The following is a 25,971-nucleotide window of genomic DNA, read 5'->3' on the forward strand; positions in this document are numbered from 1 at the left end:
GCCTTATGGGCGTGCAGTCTGTACCGCATTCTCAGGCGAACCTGGTGCATGATTACTACGTGAAAAGTCTGATGAATTAAGCTGTAAGTACTTCAATACCAATGCGCCAGTATCATCATCAAGATTAGTGAATCCAACCATACCAGCCCATAAACCTGGCCATTGGTTCGCATCATGACCCGCAGGATCTGGCTGACGGTGACATACACTACAATTATCAGCATAGGTTTGACCCGCAATATCCCAAGCAGGCTCTAGACTGTCCATCATTAAGCCGTCTTCTACCCAGAACTGACCACTAACTTTTTGCCATTCTAGACCTGTTAATGGATCTTCTTTAGATTCCTTAACCGTAATTAAAGACTCATCACGAGATAACTCTTTGTCAATAATGGCATCTACAATATTTAAACCAAAGTGCGTATACCAAACACGGCCATAGCCTTTATTTTTGCGCCACATATCAAGCTCAATCTGAGTCATGCCATTTTCATGAGCAATAACTTTAGCAGGTGCAGCCACTTCAATTGTTCCGGCTTGTTTTGATTTTTCAGAGTCTAAATATAGGGGCTGAGGTACAATGTTGTAATATGTTTCACCAACATTAATTTTAGTACCCGAAGCTTCTGACACTAATGAGTCAAAAGCTGGATTATGCATACCTTCTAGAACTGGCAATTCATGAGCAATACCTTTGTGGCAATCCACACAACTGGCATTACGCTCTGCTGCACTGCGCATAATCATTTGCGATGTCACACGCATAGCGCTAAAGTCCATACTGTCGTAGTCATGGCAATTACGACACTCTTTGGAATTATTGGCCTTAAACCGCGCCCATTCGCGCTGTGCAAGTACACCACGATGCTCCAAAAACTTCTCACGGGTATCAATGCTACCCACGATCTCGCCCAATACTTCTCGAGACGCTTGCATTTTACGCGCAATTTTATCGGTAAAGTCATGAGGTACATGACAATCTTGACACTCTGCACGAACCCCAGTACGGTTCTGCCAGTGCACGGTTTTTTGTAATTCTGGCAACATATTGTCTTCCATCGTATGACAAGACAAGCAGAATTCTTCAGTATTTGTCGCTTCTAATCCAGCATTAAAGCCAGCCCAGAACCATACCCCACCTGCAAAACCAATAGTGATTAGCAGACCTAGCCCAATTTTGGCGGAAGGTTGAAATAAGAGCCGACGCAGCCAGCCAAAAAAGCGTTTAATTGCGTTCATAATAATTCCTTGCCATATTCAAATCATATCTAGGTAGAGAAATTAAATTAGCATATTAGTGAGAGATACCTAATTTTAAAATGCCACCTTAAAATTTTTGTCTCAATAAAATAATGCTCAGTATTATATAAATTTTGAGCTAGTTTGACTTAAGTTGGTGGTCCCCAAAATAGAAGCTGACCAAACCAAACAATAAAGCCATAGGCACAAATAAATAATAGCGCGATAATTGGCAAAGCAATAAATGACATTATCAATACTGTTAACCATTCACGCTTTACAGGTTGAGTATTTGATTGCATAGGTTTCCCCTTCCGGTAATTTTATGGCTTTAAACTATTTTTTATCTATTTATATATATGTACTTAGCTGTATGTATTAATGTTTGTACTGATATACGGGAATTACAATCAAAGTATTAGGGACTGTATAAAATTGGCAGGAAAAGAATTATTATATTTTTTTATACCAATAATTAGTACGATATTTGAACAAACTTATCAACAAATAAGCATATGTTTTATATTCATAGAATTTAAATGCGCTAATCTTATTTTAAAATAATTAATAAATAAAACTAGTAGAAGACTGACTGAATATCGAGCGAAATTTTATTAATAAATCTATATTAAAGGGGCGAATTTTATAAAAGAAATCAATTAATTTTATAGTATAAACTATTGCTATATAAATTCGCTTAGGGCTTGAAGTATTTTGGCTTGAAAATCATAAGTAATGTTATAAATTTTCTATCCCCTATTATATATGAGGATATGATTTTTATCCATCCTTTATAAGAAAAAATGCGTTTTAAAATTAAGTTTTGACTGAGTATGGTTTATTATTAAGCGGTAGTATTAAAAGCATCGATTATGGTTTTGGCGTATCAAATATCTCGTGCATATCTTGATTATGAATTTTGGATTGAGTCATAAGCTTACTGCCACTTTCTTTTATATTCTCAACCCAAAATACGATATTAAATTGAGCATCATCACTTAACTCAACTTTATGCCAATATTGAGGAGGACTGGTCGCAAACTCACCTGCGTTAATAATGACTTTTTTCTCAGGCTCAGTTGACTGTTCATTAGCAAAACCATAAAAAGTTACTACGCCCTGCATCACACAAATCTGTCCGAAAACACCTTGTGCAGTATTGTGATGATTTAATAAAGATTTGGGTACGTTATCTTTTGTGAAAAAAGGCGTTGAACGCTTAACTTTCCAGTGACTGGGTATGATTTGATGTGCCATAGAGCCTCCTTATAACCCACTATTTGACTTTTAACTCATTCTCTAATTAATAAGTAATTTATGTGATAACAATCACATATAAACGCAAATTTAATACTTTATTTGCTATAGCTGAAAGTTACTACAAATTGACCATATGTAACGTTATATTATTATAATACTTTATTGATTGATTTAAATGTCTATCTTATGAATGAGCATATATAAAAAAGCCCTAAAAGCATGAAAAATGCTAATAGGGCCTAAGTTTATATACAACCTATTAATAATAGGCATAAGTTATTAAGACATTGCAGAAACTAATTGTTGAGCCACGTTTAAATGCATAGCTACCGCTGCACGGGTTTGCGCTAAGAAATTACGTAGTTCAGGTGTTTTTGCATTTGGCATAAGCTCATTATCAATAGTGTTTAAAACTTTAGCATGAACTTTAACTTGATCCATCAAATAAATCTTATCGGCTGGCGCAGAAGCTTGAGAAAGTTTAGTGACTATATTATTGCTATCTACTTGCAGCGCATTACTCGTATGGCTAGCTTGTGGCACTAGGCCCAACTGCTTGCCTAAAGCCTGTCCTTTCATCTCATTTTCAGTATGCTTTTCAATCATCTTTTCAGCAAATGTACGTGCTGATGCAGATTGTAACTTTGGCATAGCCACTTTAGCTTGCATAATCTCGCCATTGTTTGCTGTGCTTAATACTTTTAGAATCTGATTTTCAGACAGTGCCACCATATTTTTTTGAGCCTGCGGCGTCGTTGTAACAACATTACCTTGATTCATTGGTGTGTTTTGACAAGCACTCACAGTTAGTGCACCGCCCAATACTGCACAAGTTAAAACTGATTTGGTTAATAATTTCATGATTTCATCCTATTGAATAATTTATTAATTAGAAATAACTAAAATAGTTATTGTTCCTCAAAAGCTTCGTGATTTAAATCTATAAGCACTCAGATGGATTAACTGCGAGATAATAACTTCCCAGACAATAAAACCATCTACGAAAGGGTTTATAACGAGATAATAAACAACATTTCATACCCTCATTTTTTAAATCTTGTTTTTACAGGCTTTAAGCTTAGTCCTGATTAAGTATATGAGTGCACAAATTTATTACTGTGAAGCGTTTGTAGTGATTATAGGTAAGTGATATTACTAAATACAAGTATCAACCTATAGAACGTAGGTCTAAGGTAAAGGGGTGTAACTGAATTTACATTTGGAGGGGATAGTTAAATAATGATCGAATAAGTTAAAATGTAGATACTTTAATTAGTCGACCAACCACAAAAAGCCCCACTACTCTTAATTGAATGGTGGGGTTTTGGCTATATATTTTTTATTTATTTATCAAATGATAAAATAAGCATATTTGGAGCGGGAAACGAGATTCGAACTCGCGACCCCGACCTTGGCAAGGTCGTGCTCTACCAGCTGAGCTATTCCCGCATAGGTATGAACTTGAAGTCATTAACACATATGAGTTAATAGTTACAACAAATTATCTATCAAACAATACTCAAAAGTCTATATTAAAATATGGAGCGGGATAAGAGATTCGAACTCTCGACCCCAACCTTGGCAAGGTTATGCTCTACCACTGAGCTAATCCCGCTTATACTGAAACTTCTACTACGTCTTGATAGGTGGGATATTATATACGAAATGAAGCATCTGTCAATACTTTTTTAATAGCTAGATTTTTGATATCTCTATCAGGCTATACGCATTGATTTACAATAAAAACCTATTTTGTTACTGTAGGTAAGCAAAATTATGTTTAATATAGAATCCTATATACATTTGTGTTTGTTTAGGTTGGTGTTCAAAAAATCTTATATTTAGTTAATAGAACATTAGGGTTATTTAAAGCAGATTATGGATATTAATGACTATTTAAATAAAGCAAGATACATCAATAGAGCAAGGTACAAAATTATTTATCTCTAAAACTTCCAGCTGTTCGAAATCATCAATCACTCAAAACTATTAATTACTCAAAACTATTAATTACTCAAAACTATTAATTACTCAAAACTATTAATTACTCAAAACTGTTAACCGCCCACAACTACCAACCACTCAACCATATTTACGGATTATATTACTTAGAGAGGACTATAATGAAGAAATTTTTAATACATAGTACATTAGCGGCTTCTATCGGAGCTATGGCACTTACTGGCTGTACCTCAACCACTAATTCAGGGGTCCTCGGTAGTGAAAGGCAGCAGCTATTATTGGTCTCTAATGAACAAGTATTACAAATGTCTGCTCAGAGTTATAGTCAATTATTAAGAGAAGCTAATGCACAAGGGGTATTAGATACCAATCCTGAACAATTGGCCCGCTTAAATCGTATTGCACGTAAATTAATTAACCAAGCAGAGTTATACCGTGGTGATGCTAAAAACTGGGATTGGGAAGTGCATACTATTCAATCTGACCAATTGAATGCGTTTGTATTACCTGGTGGTAAAATTATGTTTTACTCAGGTATTATCGACCGTTTAAACCTAACTGATGCTGAAATTGCTGCTATCATGGGACATGAAATGGCGCATGCCATTCGTGAGCATTCTCGTGAACGTATATCAAGTCAATATGCTACCCAAGCAGGTATTGGTATTGCGGCGAGTATATTTGGCTTATCGCAAGGTCAAGCGGACTTAGCCAATATTGCTGGTGATTTGGGTATCTCACGTCCAAACAGTCGTACCCAAGAAGCTGAAGCGGATAAAATCGGACTGGTACTAATGGCTCGAGCGGGGTATAACCCCAACGCAGCGGTGAACTTATGGAAAAAAATGCAGCGCGCCAGCCAAGGTGAGCCGCCCCAATTCTTAAGCACTCACCCTTCAAGCGCAAACCGTATTGCTACGTTGCAAAGCTTGATTCCAGAGGTTATGCCTTATTATAACAACTAGATAACTCTGAACTATTAGAGTCAAACCGTTATATTTAATTTAAAGTTATTAAACAGTCAATAGCGATGCTTTGGCTGTTTTTTCGTTCTATTCAATTTTAATTTAGTTAACTCTTCTAAAGTAGTCTTTTATTATGCACATTTAAGCTATCTAACTTTCAAGCTATCTCACATTCAAAACATCTCACATTCAAAACATCTCACATTCGAGCAATTTCACATTCAAACTATAGAGCAGGCTCAATAATCCTTGATAAGATAACACCAGACAGAATAAACCCAGTTTTTAAATTGAATTTATGTCATTAATATCATTGGTGTCTGAGGCACGTAAAGACTCTATTATAATTACTACAACTTAGGAGACTACCGCATTGGATACGCATAATGCACTCATAGAAAGCTTATCTCCCCTATATCCTGAACATGTCGAGCTGATAAATGAATCTATGAATCATGCAGGATACTTTGAGGGTAAACAAAGCCACTTCAAACTTATCATTGTTAGCCCTGAATTCTCAGGTAAGCGATTGGTCGGGCGCCATCAGCAAATATATGCTTTGGTAAACCCTTTAATGACAAGTCAGGGTGGTGAAGTTCATGCCTTGGCGATACATGCTTATACCCCAGATGAGTGGCATAAACTTTATGAGAAAAATCAAGATGTTCCCGCAAGTCCACTGTGTGCAGGACAAAATAAATAGGTAAATTTGGGATGGACTTATAATTTTATTTTGACGATGTTATTATCTAAATTATAGTCTTATCTATTAAAACGAAGTGACGGTAACCGTGAAGGGATTTTATGAAACACTTACATATGCTGATGGTAGCGATAATTATTGTGTTGTTTATATGGCAAAGTTTTTTAGTCATCAATCGAGGTGAACGCTTTGATAAAAAGGGTAAAATTGCCACTCATATGGCATATGCTTTGGTAATCATTTCAGGAATCGTATTGGTCATGCCACTGTTAAGCCTTAACGTGCCGCTTCAGTGGGTGGCAGGCAAGATTATATTACTTGTTGCTGCAATAAGTGCTAGTATAAAAGCATTTAGACCGACTGCCACACTAGCCCAAAGCAAAGCTGGTATCTTAATTGCGTTAGTTGCCTACATTGGGATTATAACCTTGGCCTTTATAAAACCAGGTAACATCATATAATTTGAATGTTTGTGATCCCATTTTTTATATCAGTAGATACTCTATAATCAGTCTAATAAATAAGGGTAATACAACGTCTGCTTTAACTCGGGTTTAACCCTATCATGAATTCAGGATTTACTATGCCAAACTTTATGTTAAAACTTTTGCCTGCGTCAACTGGTGTGTTATTGGGCAGCCTATTGTTAAGTGGTTGCGCCAGTACACCAAATGTAACGCCGCAATATATACCGCCTAGCAACTACCAAAGTTATGATTGTTCCGGATTGTCTCAAGAATACAACCGTATTCAAAATTATATCAGTAATGAAAAAAGCGCTTATTCGGGCATTACCACAACTGGTGTTGGCGTCGGTATTTCAGCTGGGCGCTGGGGGGTTTCCCCCAATATTAATATTGGTGTAGGAAAGAGTAACAATAGTAATGCTCGAAACGCTAAATTATCGCGTTTATATGGCGAACGTGATGCTGTTGTGCAATCCGCGCGTATGAAGCAATGTGCCTTTTCAACCAATTTAAAAGTATATGGCGAAAAGTAAAGTTATAAGGCAATAATCTATTATGAGTCTTAACTCTATGCAACCCTCTTTTAGTGCTTCAAGCGCCACACGTCGTAAAGCGCCTTATCATACTCGTGACGACCATCAACGGGTTGTCATTACTGGTATGGGGGCAGTGACGCCTTTGGGGTTAGATGTCGAAACCTCTTGGCAACAATTGATTAATGGTAAAAGTGGTATTAAACCCATTACCCATTTTGATGCGTCAACTTTTCGCTCACAGTTTGCAGGAACCATCGAAGATTTTGACCCCAGTCTTTATATGGCAACAAAAGAAGTGAGACGTTATGATAGCTTTGTCCACTATGGTATTGCCGCCGCTAGTATGGCATTAAAACAGGCCGGTTTTATTGATGAGATAACGTCACAACCTACCCCTGTACAGCGTATTGATGCAGATCGCATCGGTGTGATTATTGGCTCAGGTATCGGGGGACTACAAACCCTTGAAGATAGCCGAGATACCCTCGCTCAAAAAGGTGCTCGCCGTGTATCACCTTTTAGTCTACCCGGCGCTATTGTGAATATGGCAGCGGGTATGGTGGCCATCAAACACAACTTACGGGGTCCTAATTTAGCGACAGCGACTGCTTGTACTTCTGGCGCTCACGCTATTGGTCTGGCTGCTCGGTTGATTGCCTATGGTGACTGTGATGTGATGCTTGCAGGCGGTAGTGAAAAAGGGTCTAGCCCACTTGGGATGTCAGGCTTCGCTGCGATGGGCGCTCTATCTACCCGCAATGATGACCCAATGCGCGCCAGTCGTCCTTTTGATAAAGACCGTGACGGTTTTGTATTAGGAGATGGTTCTGGTGTGCTGGTACTAGAAAGCTTGGCACACGCTACTGCTAGAGGCGCCACAATTTTAGCAGAACTTGCAGGTTTTGGTATGAGTGATGACGCCCATCATATTACTGCGCCACCCGCTAATGGCGGAGGGGCAGCACGTGCCATGCAAAGTGCGATTAGTGATGCAGGTATTGCACCTTGTGATATTGGATATATTAACGCACATGGTACCAGCACACCGTCGGGCGATATCGCGGAATCTAAAGCGATTGAACATGTGTTTGAGCAGTGCTGTGATCAGATATTAGTCAGCTCTACCAAATCTATGACAGGCCATTTATTGGGTGCGGCGGGCGCTATTGAAGCTATATTTAGTGTTTTAGCCTTGCAGCATCAGACTGCACCACCGACTATAAATATAGAAAACCAAGATGAGGCCTGCCGGCTAGATTATGTTGCAAATCAAGCACGTCCTACTAGTAACTTAATGCTTAGCATGTCAAATAGCTTTGGGTTTGGGGGTACTAACGCTTCTTTAGTGTTTGCAAAATGGTCTGATTAACGTTAAGTCGCACATTCGTGTTATATCAATATGGAGATTTTAAACTATGTCACAAGTCGCGTTTTCGCACCAATTTGCTCATCACTGGACGAATGCCCCTCAACAAGTGAAAGGCGCACTTATTCAAGAATTAGATGACATTACTCTGCTATTGGACGATGACACTGATTTAGATACCTTTTGTTTTACCAATCCTGATTTGAATCAATATATTGATAGTATTTATGCCGATATAGCGTTGGAAGAGATTGCATTGGCAAAAGAACACGACGCCCAACTCGAAGTAGAGCTATTGCGCCAAGAGCATCAAGAAGCGCATAGCCTGTACCGAGAAACACAGGACAATGAGACCCCTGATTCAGATACCGTATTAACCTCAGATACTCCAAATGTGAATGTCTCTAATCTGGACTATTCTAACCGTCAAATTATCAAACAAAGTATAGACTCTAATCCAAGTTCAATTGATGATGAGTTAAGGAAAGATGATGAGTTAAGGTTAGAAGATAATGATGCCATTGTTGATAGTCATCTTGCCAATACAGAAGCCCTTAATACCGAGTCCGTTGATGCAGATACTGCTAAGACAGATAGCAATACTGACAGTAGCTGTAACAATGAAAGTAATAATAACGGTGACAATAATAGCAGTGGCAATAACGACAGTGAAAGTAATAATGACCATCACTCCAACACTACGCAAATACTAGTAGCAGATGACATTATAGAGATAAAAATGGCTGATATAAACCCAGCTGCATCAGCTGATTTTAAATTTGAAACGACCGAAGGTGAAATTGATGATAAGTTTGTCAAAGAACTAGAGAGCCGTATCGATGACTATTTAAGCGATCAGCTTGCTACCATGTCAGAAGACCTAAAAGCATGGTTACGAGATCAAATTAATCACCATCAAAACATCAAATAAAAATGTCGCTTCTACTAGGGTCTGTTGAATAAATATTGCTCCCAAAATAAGAAAGGCGCTAATTTAAATGAAATTAGCGCCTTTTAGTATCTTCAATGGCTATGGTGTTTATGGATATCATAATGGAAATAGAAAGTTTATAGTCGGCGAACTTATAAAGAGTCACGGTGTTAACCTCGTTAAGCCTACCCTAGTAGTACTTGCAATCGGTTGCCTTGTGACTACTTTAAAGTTCTTTGACTATAGAGCGGTAGCGCCTATAAATCCAATCTTCTAAGTATCTTCTATCTTTAAGCGTCTCTGATTTTAAACAAGAATCATAACTAAGCTTGAAACATTCAAATAGGATACGGCATATCAAAGCCTATTCATGTAAGACTTTGTATATCGTATTGGCCATGACCTTACCGATACCATTAACCCCTTCAAGCTCTTGTTGCGATGCGCCTAGCAGCTGCTGTAGCCCTCCGAAGTGGTTTAATAAATCACGTCTACGCTTCTCTCCCAATCCTGGTATGGCTTCGAGTACCGACGAAGAACGGCGTTTATCACGCTTTTTGCGATGGGCCGTAATGGCAAACCTATGCGCTTCATCACGTATATTCATTATAAGATGCAGCGCTTTAGAATCCATCGGCAAATCTAGTGGCTCATGATCCACAAAATGTAGTACTTCTAATCCCGCCTTACGCCCCTCGCCTTTTGCGACACCTATGAGCAGCGTGTCATCAATAATACCAAGCTCAGTCAAAACCCCAATCGCCATATTAAGCTGCCCCTTACCCCCATCAACAATCAATATGTCGGGCAAAGGATGTTTTTTATAGCGCCGTGTCAACGCTTGAGCCATAGCCGCGTAATCATCGCCATCTGTTACGCCATGAATAGCGTATTGCCGATAGTCACGCTTACGAGCCCCGCCTTGATCGAACACCACGCAGCTAGCAATAGTGGCCTCTCCCATCGTATGAGAGATATCAAAACACTCTATGCGATCAATATTCTTATCAGTGACAGGTTTTAACGTGTCACGTAGGGCATTAAATCTTGCATGTAGCTCAAGATAATCACCAAGCTTGGTTGATAATGCATTGTTCGCGTTGAGTTTAGCAAGATCTAACCATTCAGCTCGATGCTCACGCACATTGGTCTTTATTGTGGTTTTAATATTAAAATGCATTGTTAGTGCTTCTTGCACGGCAGCTTGGTCAGGTAGTTTATGACTAACAATAATTTCAGCAGGCAAATCGTCCGTCACCTGAAAGTAAAACGAGGTAATAAAAGCAGATAGATTCTCATCAATGGGAGAAGAGCTATCCACATCAGGAAAGTAGTTTTTACCCCCCAATACACGTCCGCCTCTTACAGTTAATACATTGACGCACGTCATCCCAGCTTGGCTTGCTACAGAAATTACATCCGCTTCGCCCTGTACAGTATAGACAGCTTGACGTGATTGCACTTCACGAAGCATGGACAACTGATCTCTATAAAATGCTGCTTTTTCAAAATTAAGAGACTCTGCAGCGTTTTCCATCTTATCGATTAGGGCATCATGAATGTCACCAGAATCACCCTTCAAGAAGCGAATAGTATTTTGTACATCAATGGCATAATCTTCAGGTGAGACCAGCCCTACACAAGGCGCTCGGCAGCGCTTAATTTGATATTCAAGACAAGGGCGCTTGCGTTGACGAAAAAATGTATTGGTACACTGGCGCATTTGAAACATTTTTTGCATAAGCACCAAGGTTTCCTTGGCAGCATGAGCTGATGGGAAAGGACCAAAAAACTTCCCTTTTTGATGCTTCGCTTTTCCGCGTCCATACGCCAACCTCGGGTAAGGCTTATCCGCTGATATAAACACATACAAGTACGACTTATCATCACGTAATAATACGTTATAAGGTGGTCGATGCTCTTTAATAAGGTTTTGTTCAAGCAGCAGTGCTTCGGTTTCACTGCGGGTAATAATAGTTTCTATATTATGAATACGTGATACTAAAGCACGGGTCTTGGGATGATCGATTGTTTTTGCAAAATAGCTATTCACACGGCTTTTCAAAGACTTTGCTTTGCCGACATATAAAATATCTCCATTTTTACCCAGCATTTTATAAACGCCTGGCAAATTTGGCATACGCTTAATTAGATGCTTGAGACGGACTTTTTTGTCCACATCTGATGTAGGCGTAGAGGTTACTGCGATTGATGAAGCTGCTGAAGCTATTGTCGTCGAATCATTATCCATAGATTTCCGTTTATTTGAAAAATTACTATAGTTCTATTAATGGGGTAATTTTGCTCGTATTGCAAGTTGCCGTGATAAGTTGTTGATATAAGTTGCTGGCATATAGAAGCGTTATAATATTATTTCTCACTTAGTTTATTAAAAGTATAATTATAGACTACTAAGTACAGAGCTGTTTTATAGCTTGTTATTAAGACTAAGACTCTAAAATTAAACACTAAAAAAGCCCTTAACTCAGTGAGCTAAGGGCCTTTTGATATCTATCTAACTTTAAGACATATATAATCGATATAGACTATTAAATATCAAAAAGCTGATTAGCGTCTGCTATTTAGATACCTGGAGCAGTTTCTACTGCATCTGGAACGCCAGCATCCGTTTTGCTCTGAACACCTTCACGGCGCACAGATAATTTTTCACGGATACGAGCTGATTTACCAGAGCGCTCACGTAAGTAGTACAATTTAGCACGGCGAACAGCACCACGACGCTTCACTTCAATACTATCAATGATAGGAGAATGAAGCTGGAAAGCACGCTCAACACCGATACCACTTGAAATTTTACGAACGGTAAACGCTGAGTTTAAACCACGGTTACGTTTTGCGATTACCACACCTTCAAATGCCTGTAGACGCTCACGCTCACCTTCACGTACTTTTACTTGTACCACAACTGTATCACCAGCAGCGAAGTCAGGACGCTCAATATATTGCGAATTTTCAACTGCTTGTACTAATGGATGTGCATTACTCATGAGATTGCTCCTCACATGGGATGGCATAGGCTAAATCGCTTACCACCCGTTTATAATAATTACCCCATCATCTTCAATAAGATTAAATGGAGAAACAGAATTAGATTAAAATAACTGGTATGACGTATTACTGACAAGGTATCAATAATCACTTTATCTATATAAATAAAAAGTATTTAAAAAAATTACTATTTAATCCAAATACGCTTTGTTGCTATTATTAGGATTAAGTTTTTTTAACACTTTTGCTTGTTCCTTAGTCGGCTCAAATTTTTGCCATAAGTCAGGACGCCGAGCTTTAGTACGTTCTACCTGCTGTAAAAAGCGCCACTTCGCTATATTAGCGTGATGCCCAGAAAGTAAAACATCAGGTACACGTGCTCCCTCAAATTCATGAGGTTTAGTATAATGTGGGCAATCAAGCAACCCTTCGACAAAAGAATCTTGTTCAGCTGATTGAGAATCACCCATCACATCGGGTGACCGTCGTATTACGCTGTCCATAAGTACCATCGCTGGTAACTCACCGCCAGTCAGTACAAAATCGCCTATAGAAACTTCATAATCAACATACTGCTGTATTAATCGCTCATCAATGCCTTCGTAACGACCACATAACAATATCATGCCGTCATACTTACGCAGTGACACTACCATCGATTCATCTAAGGTTTCGCCCTGAGGCGATAGGTAGACAACGGGGCAATGTTGAGCATCAACCAGACAACCATGCTGACTTGCATTTCTCTTAGCAAATTCAATAGCTTTTGCTAAAGGCTCAGCTTTCATCACCATACCTGGACCACCCCCAAAAGGACGCTCATCAATACGGCGATAATTATCCAGTGTAAAATCCCTAGGATTAATACAATCGATAACTGCTTGCTTGTTTTGAACCGCTCTACCTGTAATGCCATACTCAGTAATTGCAGCAAACATCTCAGGCATAATGGTGATGACTGCAAAATACATAACGTCACCCTCATTTGTTAATTGAGCATTTAAACTTATTTCAGTCGCTATATATGTAACTGAGTCGTTAAACTGCCTAATTAAATAGCTGAATTATTATCGGTTAAAAGATTAAATCAAATTAAAAATCTTTTTCCCAATCAACAACCATATATCCAGACGTTAAATCAACGTCGTCAACCGTTTGCTTATGCCAAGGTATCATACGCGGTTCATCATCGATACTATCAGGACTAGGTGTCACCTTTAGAATAGGATGCGCACCCGTTTCAAACAGCTCTCTAACAATACCAAGACACTCTTCTTGCATATTTATAACACGCAAACCGACTAAGTCAGACCAATAGTACTCATCTTCATCAGTATCGGGCAGACTGTCTTTATCAATCCAAATGCTAACCCCATTCATGGTTTCTGCAATATTACGATCAGGGACTTGCTCAAATTGAGCCACAATACCTGAACCTTGTTTGCGCCACTGGGAAACAGTCAAAGGTTTGAAACCTAAGGCTGTTTTCATCCACCATGGTGAGTATTCAAAAATCTCCTCACGCTTCTCGGTGTCACTAAAAACCCATAACCAGCCTTTTATGCCGTATGGTTTTTTAAGCTGTCCTACTTTAATAAGACTATCAGCATTGGGGGTTGTCATAAAGCATACTCACAGACAGCAATCTATCATAGCTAGCTATTTAACAGCCTAACTAATAAAGATTTACTTAAAATTTTGCGTTGATAAGATATACTCTCATATCAGTAACGCAGTAAATTAAGCAGTTTCATCAACAACAGCTGGCTTATAACCTTTTGCTAATGATTTTACACGATCAGAAGGCTGTGCGCCTTTTTCGATCCAAGCATTGTATGCTTCCATATCTAAACGAAGCTCAACTTCTTGACCTTTAGCTAAAGGGTTGTAAAAACCAATGTTTTCGATGTAACGGCCATCGCGTGAACGACGTTGATCTGCTACAACAACTTGATAGAATGGGCGTTTTTTGGCACCGCCCCGTGCTAAACGAATTACAACCATAATGTCTCTCTCTTACGTAGGTATACCAAAAAGGGCATAATTATATCAGAATACTCTTTATTTGAAAACCTTTTAACGGGTTTAATTGTAAACACTTTAAATATGATAAGCGATTAAATAATGAACTCCCCTTTTAAACACTCTTTTTTCTCGAAGCTACGTTTAAAACCCTACTCTAATACGTGGCAAACCACCCTAGCTGTTATGTTCATGGTGACCCTGAGTGTGGTGGTCTCCATTTGGTTTTTTTGGCGTAGTTTATATCTTCCAGAGCTTAAGAACCATGCGCGCTATCTATCAACAGAAATTAAGCTCATTAGTGCTACCCGTGAACGTTGGGCTGACAACCAAGAGGTTACGAATTGGATTTTAGCCAATAACCATATCACAGTGGTAGAAGATCCTAGCCAGTTTCCAGATGTGTCTAATAAAGCGGTGGCCGGATTTTTCACAGATATTATTCAACAAGAAATAAATGAGCAGATTGGCAATGAGAGTGTGGTTTATTTCAAATTCAAACCCACGCCGCAGCTTTGGGTAAAAGATACTGAGCATCCAGAATTTTGGATAAGAGAACCTGTCATTTTTTATGCACAATATAGCCCAAGCTCCCTAATATTTTTTATCTTAGGTATCCCCTTATTTACCTTACTCACTATCTTATTATTAGTAAGACAACTAAATCGCCCCCTACGAAAACTCCAACAGGCAGCCACTAATTACATCCGTTTAGGTAGCGCCACAACGTTACCAACAAATACAGGAACGACTGAAATACGCCGAGTAAATATGGCTTTTAATCGATTATTTAGTACCCTTAATCAGGCTCAAAAGGAGCGTACGATTATGTTGGCAGGTATCTCTCATGATTTGAGAACCCCCCTGACGCGTATGCGCTTAACCGCAGAAATGTTGCCTGATGAATTTTTACGTGAAGGGTTGGTTTATGATATTGAAGATATGGATGCGATATTGGAGCAATTTATCTCTTTTATGAAAGATGGGTCTGATGAGCCCGTCCGCGTCACTGATCTAGATGCTATTTTTAAAGAAGTTATGGTTCAGTTTTCCCCCATGGAATTTATCTATCAAACTGATGGTTTGCGCAAGGTCGCTATAAGACCTTTATCAATCAAACGTCTCATTATCAATCTAGTGGTTAACGCGCAGCGGTATGGCAAACCGCCTATCTACATGACAGCAACCGTAACGCCCACCTTCACCTCATCAGAGATTGATTATGATGATGAAGAATCTATAGCAACCCCGGGTATGGTGCGAAAAGCAACAGAGCAATTAATAATTTGTGTACGCGATTGTGGTTCTGGCGTGGCGCATGAACACTTAGAGCGTATTATGCAGCCTTTTGAGCGCGGTGAAACAGCACGTACAACTCAGGGTAGTGGACTGGGATTAGCGATAGTGAAGCGAATCACAGCGCTTCATCATGGCACGGTAGAAGCGATTAATCACCCCGAAGGAGGGTTACAAGTTTGTGTTCGATTACCCCTTGTTTCAAAGGCCCTTTCGTCAGACAAAACAGCTGACACATAGTAGGTTTTCCATATCACTTTGAACACAGCCTACTTTGAACATAGCCTACTTTGAAAATAGCCTTCTTTATTGACATAGCTTTGTTTTGAAATAGCTTAGCTGTATTGCGGCATCAACAACACTTTAATTAAAATTAGCTAGCTGATTAGAATGTAAGCATTAAAGATTGCATTAAAGATATAACTAGAATAAGTTAAGTATTAATCTTCATCTTCAATTAGTTTCTTCTCGCCTTTTTCTTGAGTAAGCAGGTCAGCTGAAATGGTCTGAGTCAATGGGCGTACCGGCCACCGCATGGTAAATCTTGCTCCGCCTAGTTTCGGACTTTCATCAACTGACATTGTGCCGTTAAACCAGAATGCAATACGCGATACAATAGATAGTCCTAAGCCATAACCCCCTGACGCTCTGGTACGGCTGTCGTCCAAACGTGCAAAGGGGACAAATACCTTATCTCGATCTTCTTCAGGAATGCCCTGCCCATCATCTTCCACTCTGACATACGCTTCACCCTTACGAACGCCACAACTGATAATAATCTTAGAATCAGCATATCTTAAAGCATTACCGGCAAGGTTTTGGACTACGCGGTGTAAGTAACGGCGGTCTGCTACGGCAGTAAATTTTGAGGTCGATGATAGGCCTACTACTTCTATAGGTTTGCCTAAAGCGTTGGTTTCCCGAACGATCTGATCCACTAATTCTTTTAGATCAATAGATTCAAGGTCAAGTTTAGGGGAGCCTTCCTCAAGCTTGGCATAGGTTAGAATTTCATCAATTAAGCCATTTAGCGACTCTATATCCTCATCAATATAATCGCGCTGCATATGACGAGACTCTTCATCTTCGGTATCTGCTAGCATATCAACAGCGAAGCGAATACGAGCAACTGGGGTTCTTAATTCATGTGATACCGCACGGGTTAACTCACGTTGCGATTCAATAAGCCGCTTTATGTGCTCAGTCATCGTATTAAAAGTTGCCGCAAGCTTAGCTATTTCATCCTGTCCAACTACTTGAACACGCGTATCAAGGTTACCATCACCCACTTCATTCACCCCTGACTGTATCAGCTGTAATTTACGCTCAAGGGGGAAAATAAGCGCATAAACACCCAAACTAATCAAAAACATGCTGATCAGTACCACACTAATAATTAAATTAAAAGGAAACCATTTGAAGAGTCCAACTGGGCCGATGACAACGACCATATTTTTAATTTCTGATGGGGATATTATCTTAATCGAAGAGTCATCTGAAAGCGTACTGTCCTTGAATAAGATAATGACTTCATCACTGTGCAATCGGCGCAGTTGATCCTCATCTAGGTCCATATTATTAACGTGCTTTATACTTAACGGAAAAGCAAAGCGTTCTGACATTTCACGTAAGCGTTGGCGTTTGCCATCTATACTTTCAAAGTAAGACAGATCATTTAATAACAAAACCGCCATGGCTCGTACTTGCTGCTGAGTGACCTTGGTAACACGGACCGTGATAACATTATCTTCATCTTCAATAGGGTGAAAAACATCAGCATACGCTGGCTGCATATTATATCGTAGTACAGTTTTTTCATCTTCCAAGCGTTTTAATTCACTGGCTTTAAAGTCAATACTTGTTTCAGACTGGATATTGAAATCGTCTCCGAAAAGTTGGCTAATGTCTTTTAACCATACCTCACGTTGATCATCGTTAGGTTGCTGTTTGAGGCCTGAGCTTACCAAATACATAGCACCAGTGGCCATGTTCTCTCGGTAAGCTTGGATGCGTTCTTTATTAATGGTGTCTACTAAAAGCTGAGCAAATAAAGCAACAAAAAGACAAACCAGTAATAACCCAGCATATATACGTAGAAAAATACTGTGTTTTAATGACGAGAATATTGGCATAGATGGTCTAATGGAACGTCATGGTCTAATGGATCGTGATGGTCTAATGGATCTTAAGATTGTTTAGTTTATAACAAATTGCAAGTTAAGCCGTATAAACTATTGTAGATTGTTATTGAGTTTATGTAGCAAATTAACTAATTTATTGATTGAACTTTAGATTATTTACCCAAGTGAATCATCTGAAATTCTAGATAGTCTTTACATTGAACACTATTATATACTGCTACCGAGACTTCAAAGACAGTTGAAATGATAAAACCAGCCTAAGGCTGGTTTTACAGTAATATATATTGAAAGTAACTTAATTAAAAGCCTTTATATTAACTTTTAATTCGCATCCTTAAGTTATCAGATAAGGTAGGCGACTAGTTACCTTCTTTGACAAATAAATAGCCTTTACTACGTACCGTTTTGATACGTTTGGGATTTTCAGGATCATCACCAATTTTTGGACGAATACGAGAAATACGAACATCGATTGAACGATCTTGTCCGTCATATTCAATACCGCGTAAACGCTCAAAAATATCTTCACGTGATAAGATACGTCCCGCATTAGAAGCTAATAACCAAAGTAGATCATATTCCGCACTAGTGAAGTCGACCAATTCTTCATTAAGGGTTACGGAGCGTCCACCATTATCAATGACCAACTCACCAAACTCTAATCGCTGAGGAACTTCTTCAGAAGGGGCATTGTCCGAACGTCTTAATAGTGCACGTATACGAGCAAGTAGGACACGTGGCTGAGCAGGTTTTGCGACATAATCATCGGCTCCCATCTCTAATCCTAATACCTGATCCATATCTTCAGTACGTGCAGTAAGCATCAAAATAGGACTATGATAGTGTGGACGGACTTCACGGCAAACTGTCAAACCGTCACTACCTGGTAGCATCACATCTAAAACAACTAAATCAGGTTGCTCATTAATGATTCGTCGAATAGCACGATTACCATCGGTTTCAATAGCGACATCCATACCATTTTTTACTAAATAGTCCTGCGTTAGCATTGCTAAACGCTCATCATCTTCTACAATTAAAATTCTTGGGGTTTGTTCTTCATCAATATTAGACATTATTATTCCTCAAAACATATTTTAGTAGGTACTTTGATTGCCTCTATCACAACAATACTGTTTATTATCAACTACACTATTTAATAATTATTATATAGATTATATGACAGTATAACCAATAAATATCCTTAAGCTCTATAATAATCATGCTTGAAACAAAAGTATATAACTAAATAGCATGGATATAAGTCTGATATAACTAAAACAAAATTAAACTGCTCTAAATGGATGTTGTTTTTGAATCTAGCCGTCTTTAAAACTTCGTATAGTAATATAAAAGCTACGATGGTATCTGTTACTCTATAATGTATATTTAAATTAAAGTGGAATACGCAAATTAAAGAAGGAATATTCAAATTAAAGAAATCATGAACAGATTGCAGTACATTTAAAATTAGCTCATAAAAAAAGCAACCTTTAAAGGCTGCTCATATATTTATATAAATAAACTCTCATAGATATTAGCTACAATTCTAGACTACTAGAACAATCGTTAAGCACGGTTGCGATATTTTCTAATAGTTTGTAACTGAGCAACCGATTCTGCAAGTGAAGCCATTGCAGCATTTGTCTGTAGCGTCTCAGATTGATTCTCAAGCATTTGTTCTGCTTTCTTGCGCGCCTCAATAATTTTAGCTTCATCTAAATCATGCGCTCGTAATGCCGTATCGGCCAAAACAGTGACTAATTTAGGCTGTGCTTCAAGAACACCACCTGAAACGTAAATTACTTCTTCTGTACCATCTGCTAATTGCACTCTTAATGAGCCTGGCTTAAGTAGCGTTATAAGCGGCGTATGACCTGCTAAGATACCAACTTCACCCTCACTACCTGTCGCAATCAACATATTGATTTCACCAGCAAATATCTCTTCGCGAGCACTTACTACTCGGCATTGTAAAGTTGCCATGCGACTCTCCGTCATTAACTCGTTAACTTGCAAATTCAGTATAGTTTTGAGAATTGTATAGTTTTAAAGTAAATAAAACCAGTCATTCTTATCTATTTAAAGAAAATTATTGGAAGGTATGACGCAATAAATTTATTGTGTCATACCTTATTAAATTTATAAATGAGCTATAGGTATAGGATATTAAGCCGCAGATTTAGCTTTCATCTCTTCAGCTTTGGCAACCACTTCATCAATTCCACCAGCCATATAGAACGCTTGCTCTGGTAAGTCGTCGTACTTACCATCTAAGATATCACGGAAGCTTGCGATGGTATCACGTAATGATACATATTTGCCTGGCGCTCCAGTGAATACTTCTGCAACATGGAACGGCTGAGACAAGAAGCGCTGAATCTTACGTGCACGATAAACGACTAGCTTATCTTCTTCTGATAACTCATCCATACCTAGAATAGCGATAATATCTTTAAGCTCTTTATAGCGCTGTAGTACTTCTTGAACACCACGAGCAACATTATAATGCTCTTCACCGATCACTTGCGGATCAAGCTGACGAGAAGTTGAATCAAGAGGATCAATCGCTGGATAAATACCTTGTGAGGCAATATCACGGCTTAGTACAACAGTTGCATCCAAGTGAGCGAAGGTAGTCGCTGGTGATGGATCAGTTAAGTCATCGGCTGGTACATATACGGCTTGGATAGAAGTAATAGAACCCGTTTGAGTTGATGTAATACGTTCTTGTAGAACACCCATCTCTTCTGCTAGTGTTGGCTGATAACCAACAGCAGATGGCATACGACCTAAAAGTGCAGACACTTCTGTACCAGCTAGCGTATAACGATAGATGTTATCAACAAATAATAATACATCTTTACCTTTGCCGGTCTCATCAGTCTGATCACGGAAATACTCAGCCATTGTCAAACCCGTTAGAGCAACGCGTAAACGGTTACCTGGTGGCTCATTCATCTGACCATAAACCATCGCAACTTTTGAATTAGTAAAATTCTCTACATCAACAACGCCTGCTTCTTGCATCTCATGATAGAAGTCGTTACCTTCACGAGTACGCTCACCGACACCAGCAAATACTGATAAACCAGAATGCTTAAGTGCGATGTTGTTAATCAATTCCATCATGTTAACGGTTTTACCAACACCGGCACCACCGAATAAACCAACTTTACCACCTTTAGCAAACGGACAAAGTAAGTCAATTACTTTGATACCTGTTTCTAGAAGATCGGTGCTATTTGCTTGCGCATCGTACGATGGCGCTTGACGGTGAATTGACCAATGGTCTTCAGCATTAACTGGACCTTGTTCATCAATCGGACGACCTAATACGTCCATAATACGACCTAGTGTTGCATCACCAACAGGAACCGTAATAGGTGCGCCGGTATTGGTTACGGGGAGGCCTCTTTTAAGACCTTCAGTAGAACCCATTGCAATAGTACGAACAACACCATCACCCAACTGCTGCTGAACTTCTAACGTAGTTTCGGTACCATCTACAACTAACGCATCATATACCTGAGGTACATCAGTGCGGTTAAATTCGACGTCAATTACTGCGCCAATAATCTGTACTATATGACCGCTACTCATAGCGTTCTCCTTGAACTTCTAAAATATGGGCTTTATAAAATATGCTTTATAAAAAAAGTTAACTAATTACGAAACAGCAGCAGCTCCGCCGACAATCTCCGAAATCTCTCGGGTAATCGCTGCTTGACGCAGCTTGTTATATACTAACTGTAAATCATTAATAAGATCGCCAGCGTTATCTGTCGCTGCTTTCATGGCTACCATACGTGCAGATTGCTCTGATGCTATATTTTCCATAACCGCCTGATAGACAATAGATTCAATATAACGGTCAAGTAAACCATCAATCAACGATTTGGCATCTGGCTCGTAAATATAATCCCAATTGGTCTCAGCACGAATACCTGAATCTTTATCAATTGCATCATCAGGTAATGGAACGAGCTGATTTACAATAGGCTGCTGCGTCATGGCATTAATAAATTTATTATAGACCACAAAAATACGATCTAAGCGACCTTGGCTGTAATCCTCAAGCATCGCTTGCACAGGAGCGTTTAATTGCTCAAATGTGGGATTATCACCATAATCTGTGACAGCGGACGTTACATTGCCACCAAAGCTCTTAAAGAAACTTACACCCTTAGAGCCTATGACTGCAAATTCTGACTCGACAGACTGATCTTGGTACTCTTTTACATGTGTCGTCAATTGTTTAAACAAGTTGATGTTTAAACCTCCTGCGAGGCCGCGATCAGAGGTTACTACAATATAACCGATACGACTAACCTGTCGATTCGTCATGTAAGAATGTTTATAGTCTGATGAGGCATTCACTAAATGTGAGATTACACGGCGCATATTATCCGCATAAGGACGACCGACTTCCATACGCTCTTGCGCACGGCGCATCTTACTAGCTGCAACCATTTGCATCGCACGCGTAATCTTCTGCGTACTTTTGATACTCGTCACTTTAGCACGAATTTCTTTTAAACTTGCCATAGCATTTCCAAATCGGCGGGGTTTAAATGAGAGTTACACTTAAATTCTAAAAGTTGCGATAAGCCATCTTATCGCAACCTAACCTAATTAATAAGTATGATCTTTTAAGAAGGTTTCAACTGAAGCTTTCAAACGGCCAGCGATATCATCGTTATAGTTTGCCGTTTCATTGATCTCTTTCATAAGATCAGCATGTTCGTCATGCATATAGCGAAGATAAGCTTCTTCCCAATCCCCAATTTTTTCAACAGGAATGTCTGATAAGTAGCCTTCGTTAGACGCATAAATTACAGCGGCTTGTTCAGCAATAGACATAGGCGAATACTGTTTTTGCTTCATTAATTCTGTAACACGTTCACCATGATCTAACTGCTGCTTAGTCGCATCATCAAGATCAGAGGCAAACTGAGCAAATGCCGCAAGTTCACGATATTGAGCCAGCGCAGTACGAATACCACCTGAGAGCTTCTTGATAATCTTGGTTTGAGCAGAACCACCAACACGAGATACTGATATACCAGCGTTTACCGCAGGACGGATACCTGAGTTAAATAAGCTAGATTCTAAGAATATCTGACCATCAGTAATAGAGATTACGTTAGTAGGTACGAAGGCAGATACGTCACCTGCTTGTGTTTCAATAATCGGTAGTGCAGTTAAAGAACCTGTTTGACCTTTTACTTCACCATTGGTGAACTCTTCAACATAATCAGCGTTTACACGTGATGCACGTTCTAGTAGACGTGAATGAAGATAGAATACATCACCAGGATAAGCTTCACGTCCTGGTGGACGACGTAGTAGTAGTGAAATCTGACGATAGGCTACTGCTTGTTTTGATAGGTCATCATATACAATTAGTGCATCTTCACCGCGATCACGGAAGTATTCACCCATCGTACAACCAGAATATGGTGCGATATATTGTAGCGCAGCAGGTTCAGAAGCTGATGCCACAACAACTGTGGTGTACTCTAAGGCGCCAGTTTCTTCAAGCTTACGTACCACATTGGCAATGGTAGAACGTTTCTGACCGATAGCGACGTATACACACTTAATGCCTGAGGTTTTCTGAGCGATGATCGCGTCAATAGCTAAAGCAGTTTTACCAGTTTGACGGTCACCAATAATGAGCTCACGTTGACCACGTCCAATAGGAATCATGGTATCAACAGCTTTATAACCTGTCATAACTGGCTCATCAACAGATTGACGAGCGATAACGCCTGGTGCAATCTTTTCAACTTTATCTGTTAGCTGAGCGTTGATAGGACCTTTACCATCGATTGGGTTGCCTAGTGCATCAACAACACGTCCTAATAGCTCTGGGCCTACTGGGACTTCTAAAATACGACCTGTACAGTAAGCTTTTTGGCCTTCTTGTAGACCTAAGAAATCACCTAATACAACTGCGCCTACGGAGTCTTGTTCAAGGTTTAATGCCATACCATAGACATCACCCTCAAACTCAATCATCTCACCGTACATTGCATCTTCAAGACCATGAATCTGTACAATACCATCAGATACTTTGACAATAGTGCCTTCATTCTTAGCGGTTGCGCTTGTATCAAGGTCTTGAATTCGCTGCTTAATCAGTTGACTGATTTCTGCTGGATTCAATTGTTGCATTGCCTTGTTCCTTTAATTTGTGATTGCCTGCTTACTCGCCGAATTTTTTAGCTTAACAACTTTTTATAAAAATATAAGAAATGTATGTAAGCTTTAATTGAGAATTCACTTATTCGTACTAAATGAGAATTTAAATAAATTCTTATTGTATTACTAAGTTTACGTTAAGCAGTTAACTGTGTTTTTAGCTGTTTTAATTTTCCACGCACCGAATCATCAACAAGCTTATCGCCGATTTTAATGGTAGCTCCCGCTAACAAACTGGGATCTACATCTTCATGGAGATTAATAGAGGCAAAAAGAGATTGTTCTAATTGGCGCTGAATCATAGTGCGCTGAGCATCCTCTAAAGGATAGGCAGATGTAATGTGTACATCGACTTGTTTAAGCTCCTTGGCACGATACAAACGAAATTGCTGTAATACCTGAGGTAATAAGCGCAAACGCTCTTGATCCGCAAGCTGACGCACAAAGTTTTTAATTTCTGTTGTGGCTGTAGTCAACTTATTAACCGATTGATCTAAATTTGATGAAACATGATCATCATAGATGCCTACTAATGCATCTGCTTTTTGATCAGAAGAAATGGCAGGATTATCAAGCATTTTTACAAAAGTAGAATCACCAACCACGCTACTTGCGAACTGAAGGAAATCTTCCCATTCACCAATGACAGTATTGTCACGCGCATAATCAAATGCAGCTTTGGCGTAGGGTCGCGCTAGTGTAGATAATTCAGCCATTATGTCCTCTTAGCCATATAGTTTATAAAAACTGTATTAAAACGAACTTGTAAAAAGTCAGTAGTAGACAAAGTTATAACCTAATTCCCAATCAATTAATTTAGCTATTGATCTGTTTTAGACAGTTTATAGAACTTATCTATTCATTAATCCCTTTAGAATACAACTTAAGGAATCGTTTGAACTAATAAATAGATACTAATCAACTGATACCATTTAACTTCAATTAATACGTCTAACTTTAATTAATACGTCTAAAAAATTATAACGCTTCAATGTCTAAATTGATGAAATGCTATAGCTTAGCTGCTAAATCTTCTAGCATTCTAGCGTGCTGCTGTGCATCAACTTTTTCTTTTAGAATCTGTTCAGCGCCCAGTACTGCAAGCTCTGAAACTTGACTGCGTAAACCTTCACGAGCTTGATTAATTTCAAGATCGATAGATTCACGAGCCTGTTGACGGATACGTTCACCTTCAACTTCTGCTTGTGCTTTTGCTTCTTCGATAAGCTGGTTAGCGCTTTTATTTGCTTGCTCGATTAATGCAGCTGCTTTAACTTTAGCAGTAGCTAGCTCTTGCTCAACTGATTGCTCAGCATTCGCTAAATCAGCTTTTGCTTTTTCAGCTGCATTAAGACCTTCAGAAATCTTCTGTTGGCGTTCTTCGATTGCACCCATAAGTGCAGGCCAAATGAACTTCATGCAAAATAATACAAATATTGCAAACGCTATAGACTGACCGATAAGGGTAAGATTAATATTCACACGATCACCTCTTTATTAATAAAAATCAGTATTATTGACCATTCGCTATCTGATAAATCATCCCAAATACTTGCGAATGATCAACAGGGGCCACTGATGTTTAAATTAAGCTAGAGGGTTAGCGAATAATAGTAACATCGCAATACCAACACCGATCATTGGTACCGCATCTAGTAGGCCGGCGACAATGAACATACGAGTTTGTAACTGTGAGCCAAGCTCAGGCTGACGTGCTACGCCTTCTAGAAACTTACCACCTAAGATAGCAAAACCAATACCAGTGCCTAAAGCACCAAAACCGATTAGTAATGCAACTGCGATAACTGTGTAACCACCTAATACTGGATCCATTGATGTATCCTCATTTACTTTAGAAAAAAAACTT

26 protein-coding genes and 2 tRNA genes are annotated in these 25,971 nt (G+C 39.1%); 8 read left to right on the forward strand and 20 right to left on the reverse strand.

The window, feature by feature from the left end; translation table 11 throughout:
• Positions 1-3: 3 nt before the first annotated feature.
• The 6 genes from torC to AC21OH_RS09750 form a co-directional block, all read right to left on the reverse strand.
• Positions 4-1,239, reverse strand: coding sequence for a pentaheme c-type cytochrome TorC (gene torC / locus AC21OH_RS09725; protein ID WP_487369994.1), 1,236 nt, complete (start codon positions 1,237-1,239; stop codon positions 4-6).
• Positions 1,240-1,388: 149 nt separating this feature from the next.
• On the reverse strand, positions 1,389-1,541 hold the full coding sequence (locus tag AC21OH_RS09730; protein WP_486535977.1) for a periplasmic nitrate reductase, NapE protein: 153 nt from the start codon (positions 1,539-1,541) through the stop codon (positions 1,389-1,391).
• Between the two features lie 568 nt (positions 1,542-2,109).
• The gene (locus tag AC21OH_RS09735; RefSeq protein ID WP_487369995.1) at positions 2,110-2,496 is read right to left on the reverse strand and encodes a TehB family protein; all 387 of its coding nucleotides are present in this window, start codon (positions 2,494-2,496) and stop codon (positions 2,110-2,112) included.
• A 282-nt stretch (positions 2,497-2,778) separates the two neighbouring features.
• Entirely contained in the window at positions 2,779-3,360 is a 582-nt protein-coding gene (locus AC21OH_RS09740; RefSeq protein WP_487369996.1) for a DUF4142 domain-containing protein, read from the reverse strand.
• Between the two features lie 512 nt (positions 3,361-3,872).
• Positions 3,873-3,948, reverse strand: a tRNA-Gly gene (locus tag AC21OH_RS09745).
• A 91-nt stretch (positions 3,949-4,039) separates the two neighbouring features.
• Positions 4,040-4,114, reverse strand: a tRNA-Gly gene (locus tag AC21OH_RS09750).
• Positions 4,115-4,622: 508 nt separating this feature from the next.
• On the opposite strand from AC21OH_RS09750, the gene AC21OH_RS09755 reads away from it, so the two are divergent.
• The 7 genes from AC21OH_RS09755 to AC21OH_RS09785 all read left to right on the forward strand — a co-directional run bounded on the left by AC21OH_RS09755 (position 4,623) and on the right by AC21OH_RS09785 (position 9,706).
• Positions 4,623-5,426, forward strand: coding sequence for a M48 family metallopeptidase (locus tag AC21OH_RS09755; RefSeq protein WP_487369997.1), 804 nt, complete (start codon positions 4,623-4,625; stop codon positions 5,424-5,426).
• A 373-nt stretch (positions 5,427-5,799) separates the two neighbouring features.
• On the forward strand, positions 5,800-6,129 hold the full coding sequence (locus tag AC21OH_RS09760; RefSeq protein ID WP_487369998.1) for a BolA family protein: 330 nt from the start codon (positions 5,800-5,802) through the stop codon (positions 6,127-6,129).
• A gap of 101 nt (positions 6,130-6,230) precedes the next feature.
• Positions 6,231-6,590 carry a SirB2 family protein gene (locus AC21OH_RS09765; RefSeq protein WP_486535972.1) on the forward strand — a complete coding sequence of 120 codons (360 nt, stop codon included), beginning with the start codon at positions 6,231-6,233 and terminating at the stop codon, positions 6,588-6,590.
• 122 nt (positions 6,591-6,712) lie between these two features.
• Complete coding sequence (locus tag AC21OH_RS09770) at positions 6,713-7,129, forward strand: hypothetical protein (RefSeq protein WP_487369999.1); 417 nt, start codon at positions 6,713-6,715, stop codon at positions 7,127-7,129.
• Between the two features lie 22 nt (positions 7,130-7,151).
• Entirely contained in the window at positions 7,152-8,501 is a 1,350-nt protein-coding gene (gene fabF, locus AC21OH_RS09775) for a beta-ketoacyl-ACP synthase II (RefSeq protein ID WP_487370000.1), read from the forward strand.
• Positions 8,502-8,547: 46 nt separating this feature from the next.
• Entirely contained in the window at positions 8,548-9,429 is an 882-nt protein-coding gene (locus AC21OH_RS09780; RefSeq protein ID WP_487370001.1) for a hypothetical protein, read from the forward strand.
• A gap of 67 nt (positions 9,430-9,496) precedes the next feature.
• Entirely contained in the window at positions 9,497-9,706 is a 210-nt protein-coding gene (locus AC21OH_RS09785) for a hypothetical protein (RefSeq protein ID WP_487370002.1), read from the forward strand.
• Between the two features lie 87 nt (positions 9,707-9,793).
• Here the strand turns inward: AC21OH_RS09785 and uvrC are convergent, their stop codons facing one another.
• The 5 genes from uvrC to rpsP all read right to left on the reverse strand — a co-directional run bounded on the left by uvrC (position 9,794) and on the right by rpsP (position 14,442).
• On the reverse strand, positions 9,794-11,569 hold the full coding sequence (gene uvrC, locus AC21OH_RS09790) for an excinuclease ABC subunit UvrC (protein WP_491140420.1): 1,776 nt from the start codon (positions 11,567-11,569) through the stop codon (positions 9,794-9,796).
• Positions 11,570-12,011: 442 nt separating this feature from the next.
• Positions 12,012-12,437 carry a 50S ribosomal protein L19 gene (gene rplS, locus AC21OH_RS09795; protein WP_486536578.1) on the reverse strand — a complete coding sequence of 142 codons (426 nt, stop codon included), beginning with the start codon at positions 12,435-12,437 and terminating at the stop codon, positions 12,012-12,014.
• Positions 12,438-12,629: 192 nt separating this feature from the next.
• Complete coding sequence (gene trmD / locus AC21OH_RS09800; RefSeq protein WP_487370004.1) at positions 12,630-13,409, reverse strand: tRNA (guanosine(37)-N1)-methyltransferase TrmD; 780 nt, start codon at positions 13,407-13,409, stop codon at positions 12,630-12,632.
• Between the two features lie 121 nt (positions 13,410-13,530).
• Positions 13,531-14,061: a ribosome maturation factor RimM gene (gene rimM / locus AC21OH_RS09805; protein WP_487370005.1), complete on the reverse strand. Its 531-nt coding sequence runs from the start codon at positions 14,059-14,061 to the stop codon at positions 13,531-13,533.
• A 117-nt stretch (positions 14,062-14,178) separates the two neighbouring features.
• Entirely contained in the window at positions 14,179-14,442 is a 264-nt protein-coding gene (rpsP, locus tag AC21OH_RS09810; protein WP_486536575.1) for a 30S ribosomal protein S16, read from the reverse strand.
• A gap of 120 nt (positions 14,443-14,562) precedes the next feature.
• On the opposite strand from rpsP, the gene AC21OH_RS09815 reads away from it, so the two are divergent.
• Positions 14,563-15,996 (forward strand): ATP-binding protein, encoded by a 1,434-nt coding sequence (locus AC21OH_RS09815; protein ID WP_487370006.1) that lies wholly within the window; start codon positions 14,563-14,565, stop codon positions 15,994-15,996.
• A 200-nt stretch (positions 15,997-16,196) separates the two neighbouring features.
• Here the strand turns inward: AC21OH_RS09815 and AC21OH_RS09820 are convergent, their stop codons facing one another.
• The 9 genes from AC21OH_RS09820 to atpE form a co-directional block, all read right to left on the reverse strand.
• Complete coding sequence (locus AC21OH_RS09820) at positions 16,197-17,888, reverse strand: ATP-binding protein (protein ID WP_487370007.1); 1,692 nt, start codon at positions 17,886-17,888, stop codon at positions 16,197-16,199.
• Positions 17,889-18,256: 368 nt separating this feature from the next.
• Positions 18,257-18,973: a response regulator gene (locus AC21OH_RS09825; RefSeq protein WP_486536572.1), complete on the reverse strand. Its 717-nt coding sequence runs from the start codon at positions 18,971-18,973 to the stop codon at positions 18,257-18,259.
• Positions 18,974-19,466: 493 nt separating this feature from the next.
• The gene (locus AC21OH_RS09830) at positions 19,467-19,883 is read right to left on the reverse strand and encodes a F0F1 ATP synthase subunit epsilon (protein WP_486536571.1); all 417 of its coding nucleotides are present in this window, start codon (positions 19,881-19,883) and stop codon (positions 19,467-19,469) included.
• Between the two features lie 183 nt (positions 19,884-20,066).
• Positions 20,067-21,500, reverse strand: a complete 1,434-nt coding sequence (atpD, locus tag AC21OH_RS09835) for a F0F1 ATP synthase subunit beta (RefSeq protein ID WP_486536570.1) — start codon at positions 21,498-21,500, stop codon at positions 20,067-20,069.
• A 66-nt stretch (positions 21,501-21,566) separates the two neighbouring features.
• Complete coding sequence (gene atpG / locus AC21OH_RS09840; protein WP_486536569.1) at positions 21,567-22,445, reverse strand: F0F1 ATP synthase subunit gamma; 879 nt, start codon at positions 22,443-22,445, stop codon at positions 21,567-21,569.
• Positions 22,446-22,532: 87 nt separating this feature from the next.
• Positions 22,533-24,077, reverse strand: a complete 1,545-nt coding sequence (gene atpA, locus AC21OH_RS09845; protein ID WP_486536568.1) for a F0F1 ATP synthase subunit alpha — start codon at positions 24,075-24,077, stop codon at positions 22,533-22,535.
• A 164-nt stretch (positions 24,078-24,241) separates the two neighbouring features.
• Entirely contained in the window at positions 24,242-24,820 is a 579-nt protein-coding gene (locus tag AC21OH_RS09850) for a F0F1 ATP synthase subunit delta (RefSeq protein WP_487370010.1), read from the reverse strand.
• A gap of 295 nt (positions 24,821-25,115) precedes the next feature.
• Positions 25,116-25,586 carry a F0F1 ATP synthase subunit B gene (locus AC21OH_RS09855; RefSeq protein WP_486536566.1) on the reverse strand — a complete coding sequence of 157 codons (471 nt, stop codon included), beginning with the start codon at positions 25,584-25,586 and terminating at the stop codon, positions 25,116-25,118.
• 105 nt (positions 25,587-25,691) lie between these two features.
• On the reverse strand, positions 25,692-25,937 hold the full coding sequence (atpE, locus tag AC21OH_RS09860) for a F0F1 ATP synthase subunit C (protein ID WP_007394515.1): 246 nt from the start codon (positions 25,935-25,937) through the stop codon (positions 25,692-25,694).
• Between the last annotated feature and the right edge of the window lie 34 nt (positions 25,938-25,971).

The organism is Psychrobacter sp. CX10 (assembly GCF_057621575.2).

Bases quoted from the DNA above. Each gene is read 5' to 3' on its own strand.
- torC (WP_487369994.1), bottom strand. From the start codon at position 1,239: ATGAACGCAATTAAACGCTTTTTTGGCTGGCTGCGTCGGCTCTTATTT.
- AC21OH_RS09730 (WP_486535977.1), bottom strand. From the start codon at position 1,541: ATGCAATCAAATACTCAACCTGTAAAGCGTGAATGGTTAACAGTATTG.
- AC21OH_RS09735 (WP_487369995.1), bottom strand. From the start codon at position 2,496: ATGGCACATCAAATCATACCCAGTCACTGGAAAGTTAAGCGTTCAACG.
- AC21OH_RS09740 (WP_487369996.1), bottom strand. From the start codon at position 3,360: ATGAAATTATTAACCAAATCAGTTTTAACTTGTGCAGTATTGGGCGGT.
- AC21OH_RS09755 (WP_487369997.1), top strand. From the start codon at position 4,623: ATGAAGAAATTTTTAATACATAGTACATTAGCGGCTTCTATCGGAGCT.
- AC21OH_RS09765 (WP_486535972.1), top strand. From the start codon at position 6,231: ATGAAACACTTACATATGCTGATGGTAGCGATAATTATTGTGTTGTTT.
- AC21OH_RS09770 (WP_487369999.1), top strand. From the start codon at position 6,713: ATGCCAAACTTTATGTTAAAACTTTTGCCTGCGTCAACTGGTGTGTTA.
- fabF (WP_487370000.1), top strand. From the start codon at position 7,152: ATGAGTCTTAACTCTATGCAACCCTCTTTTAGTGCTTCAAGCGCCACA.
- AC21OH_RS09780 (WP_487370001.1), top strand. From the start codon at position 8,548: ATGTCACAAGTCGCGTTTTCGCACCAATTTGCTCATCACTGGACGAAT.
- AC21OH_RS09785 (WP_487370002.1), top strand. From the start codon at position 9,497: ATGAAATTAGCGCCTTTTAGTATCTTCAATGGCTATGGTGTTTATGGA.
- uvrC (WP_491140420.1), bottom strand. From the start codon at position 11,569: ATGCCAAATTTGCCAGGCGTTTATAAAATGCTGGGTAAAAATGGAGAT.
- rplS (WP_486536578.1), bottom strand. From the start codon at position 12,437: ATGAGTAATGCACATCCATTAGTACAAGCAGTTGAAAATTCGCAATAT.
- trmD (WP_487370004.1), bottom strand. From the start codon at position 13,409: ATGTATTTTGCAGTCATCACCATTATGCCTGAGATGTTTGCTGCAATT.
- rimM (WP_487370005.1), bottom strand. From the start codon at position 14,061: ATGACAACCCCCAATGCTGATAGTCTTATTAAAGTAGGACAGCTTAAA.
- rpsP (WP_486536575.1), bottom strand. From the start codon at position 14,442: ATGGTTGTAATTCGTTTAGCACGGGGCGGTGCCAAAAAACGCCCATTC.
- AC21OH_RS09815 (WP_487370006.1), top strand. From the start codon at position 14,563: ATGAACTCCCCTTTTAAACACTCTTTTTTCTCGAAGCTACGTTTAAAA.
- AC21OH_RS09820 (WP_487370007.1), bottom strand. From the start codon at position 17,888: ATGCCAATATTCTCGTCATTAAAACACAGTATTTTTCTACGTATATAT.
- AC21OH_RS09825 (WP_486536572.1), bottom strand. From the start codon at position 18,973: ATGTCTAATATTGATGAAGAACAAACCCCAAGAATTTTAATTGTAGAA.
- AC21OH_RS09830 (WP_486536571.1), bottom strand. From the start codon at position 19,883: ATGGCAACTTTACAATGCCGAGTAGTAAGTGCTCGCGAAGAGATATTT.
- atpD (WP_486536570.1), bottom strand. From the start codon at position 21,500: ATGAGTAGCGGTCATATAGTACAGATTATTGGCGCAGTAATTGACGTC.
- atpG (WP_486536569.1), bottom strand. From the start codon at position 22,445: ATGGCAAGTTTAAAAGAAATTCGTGCTAAAGTGACGAGTATCAAAAGT.
- atpA (WP_486536568.1), bottom strand. From the start codon at position 24,077: ATGCAACAATTGAATCCAGCAGAAATCAGTCAACTGATTAAGCAGCGA.
- AC21OH_RS09850 (WP_487370010.1), bottom strand. From the start codon at position 24,820: ATGGCTGAATTATCTACACTAGCGCGACCCTACGCCAAAGCTGCATTT.
- atpE (WP_007394515.1), bottom strand. From the start codon at position 25,937: ATGGATCCAGTATTAGGTGGTTACACAGTTATCGCAGTTGCATTACTA.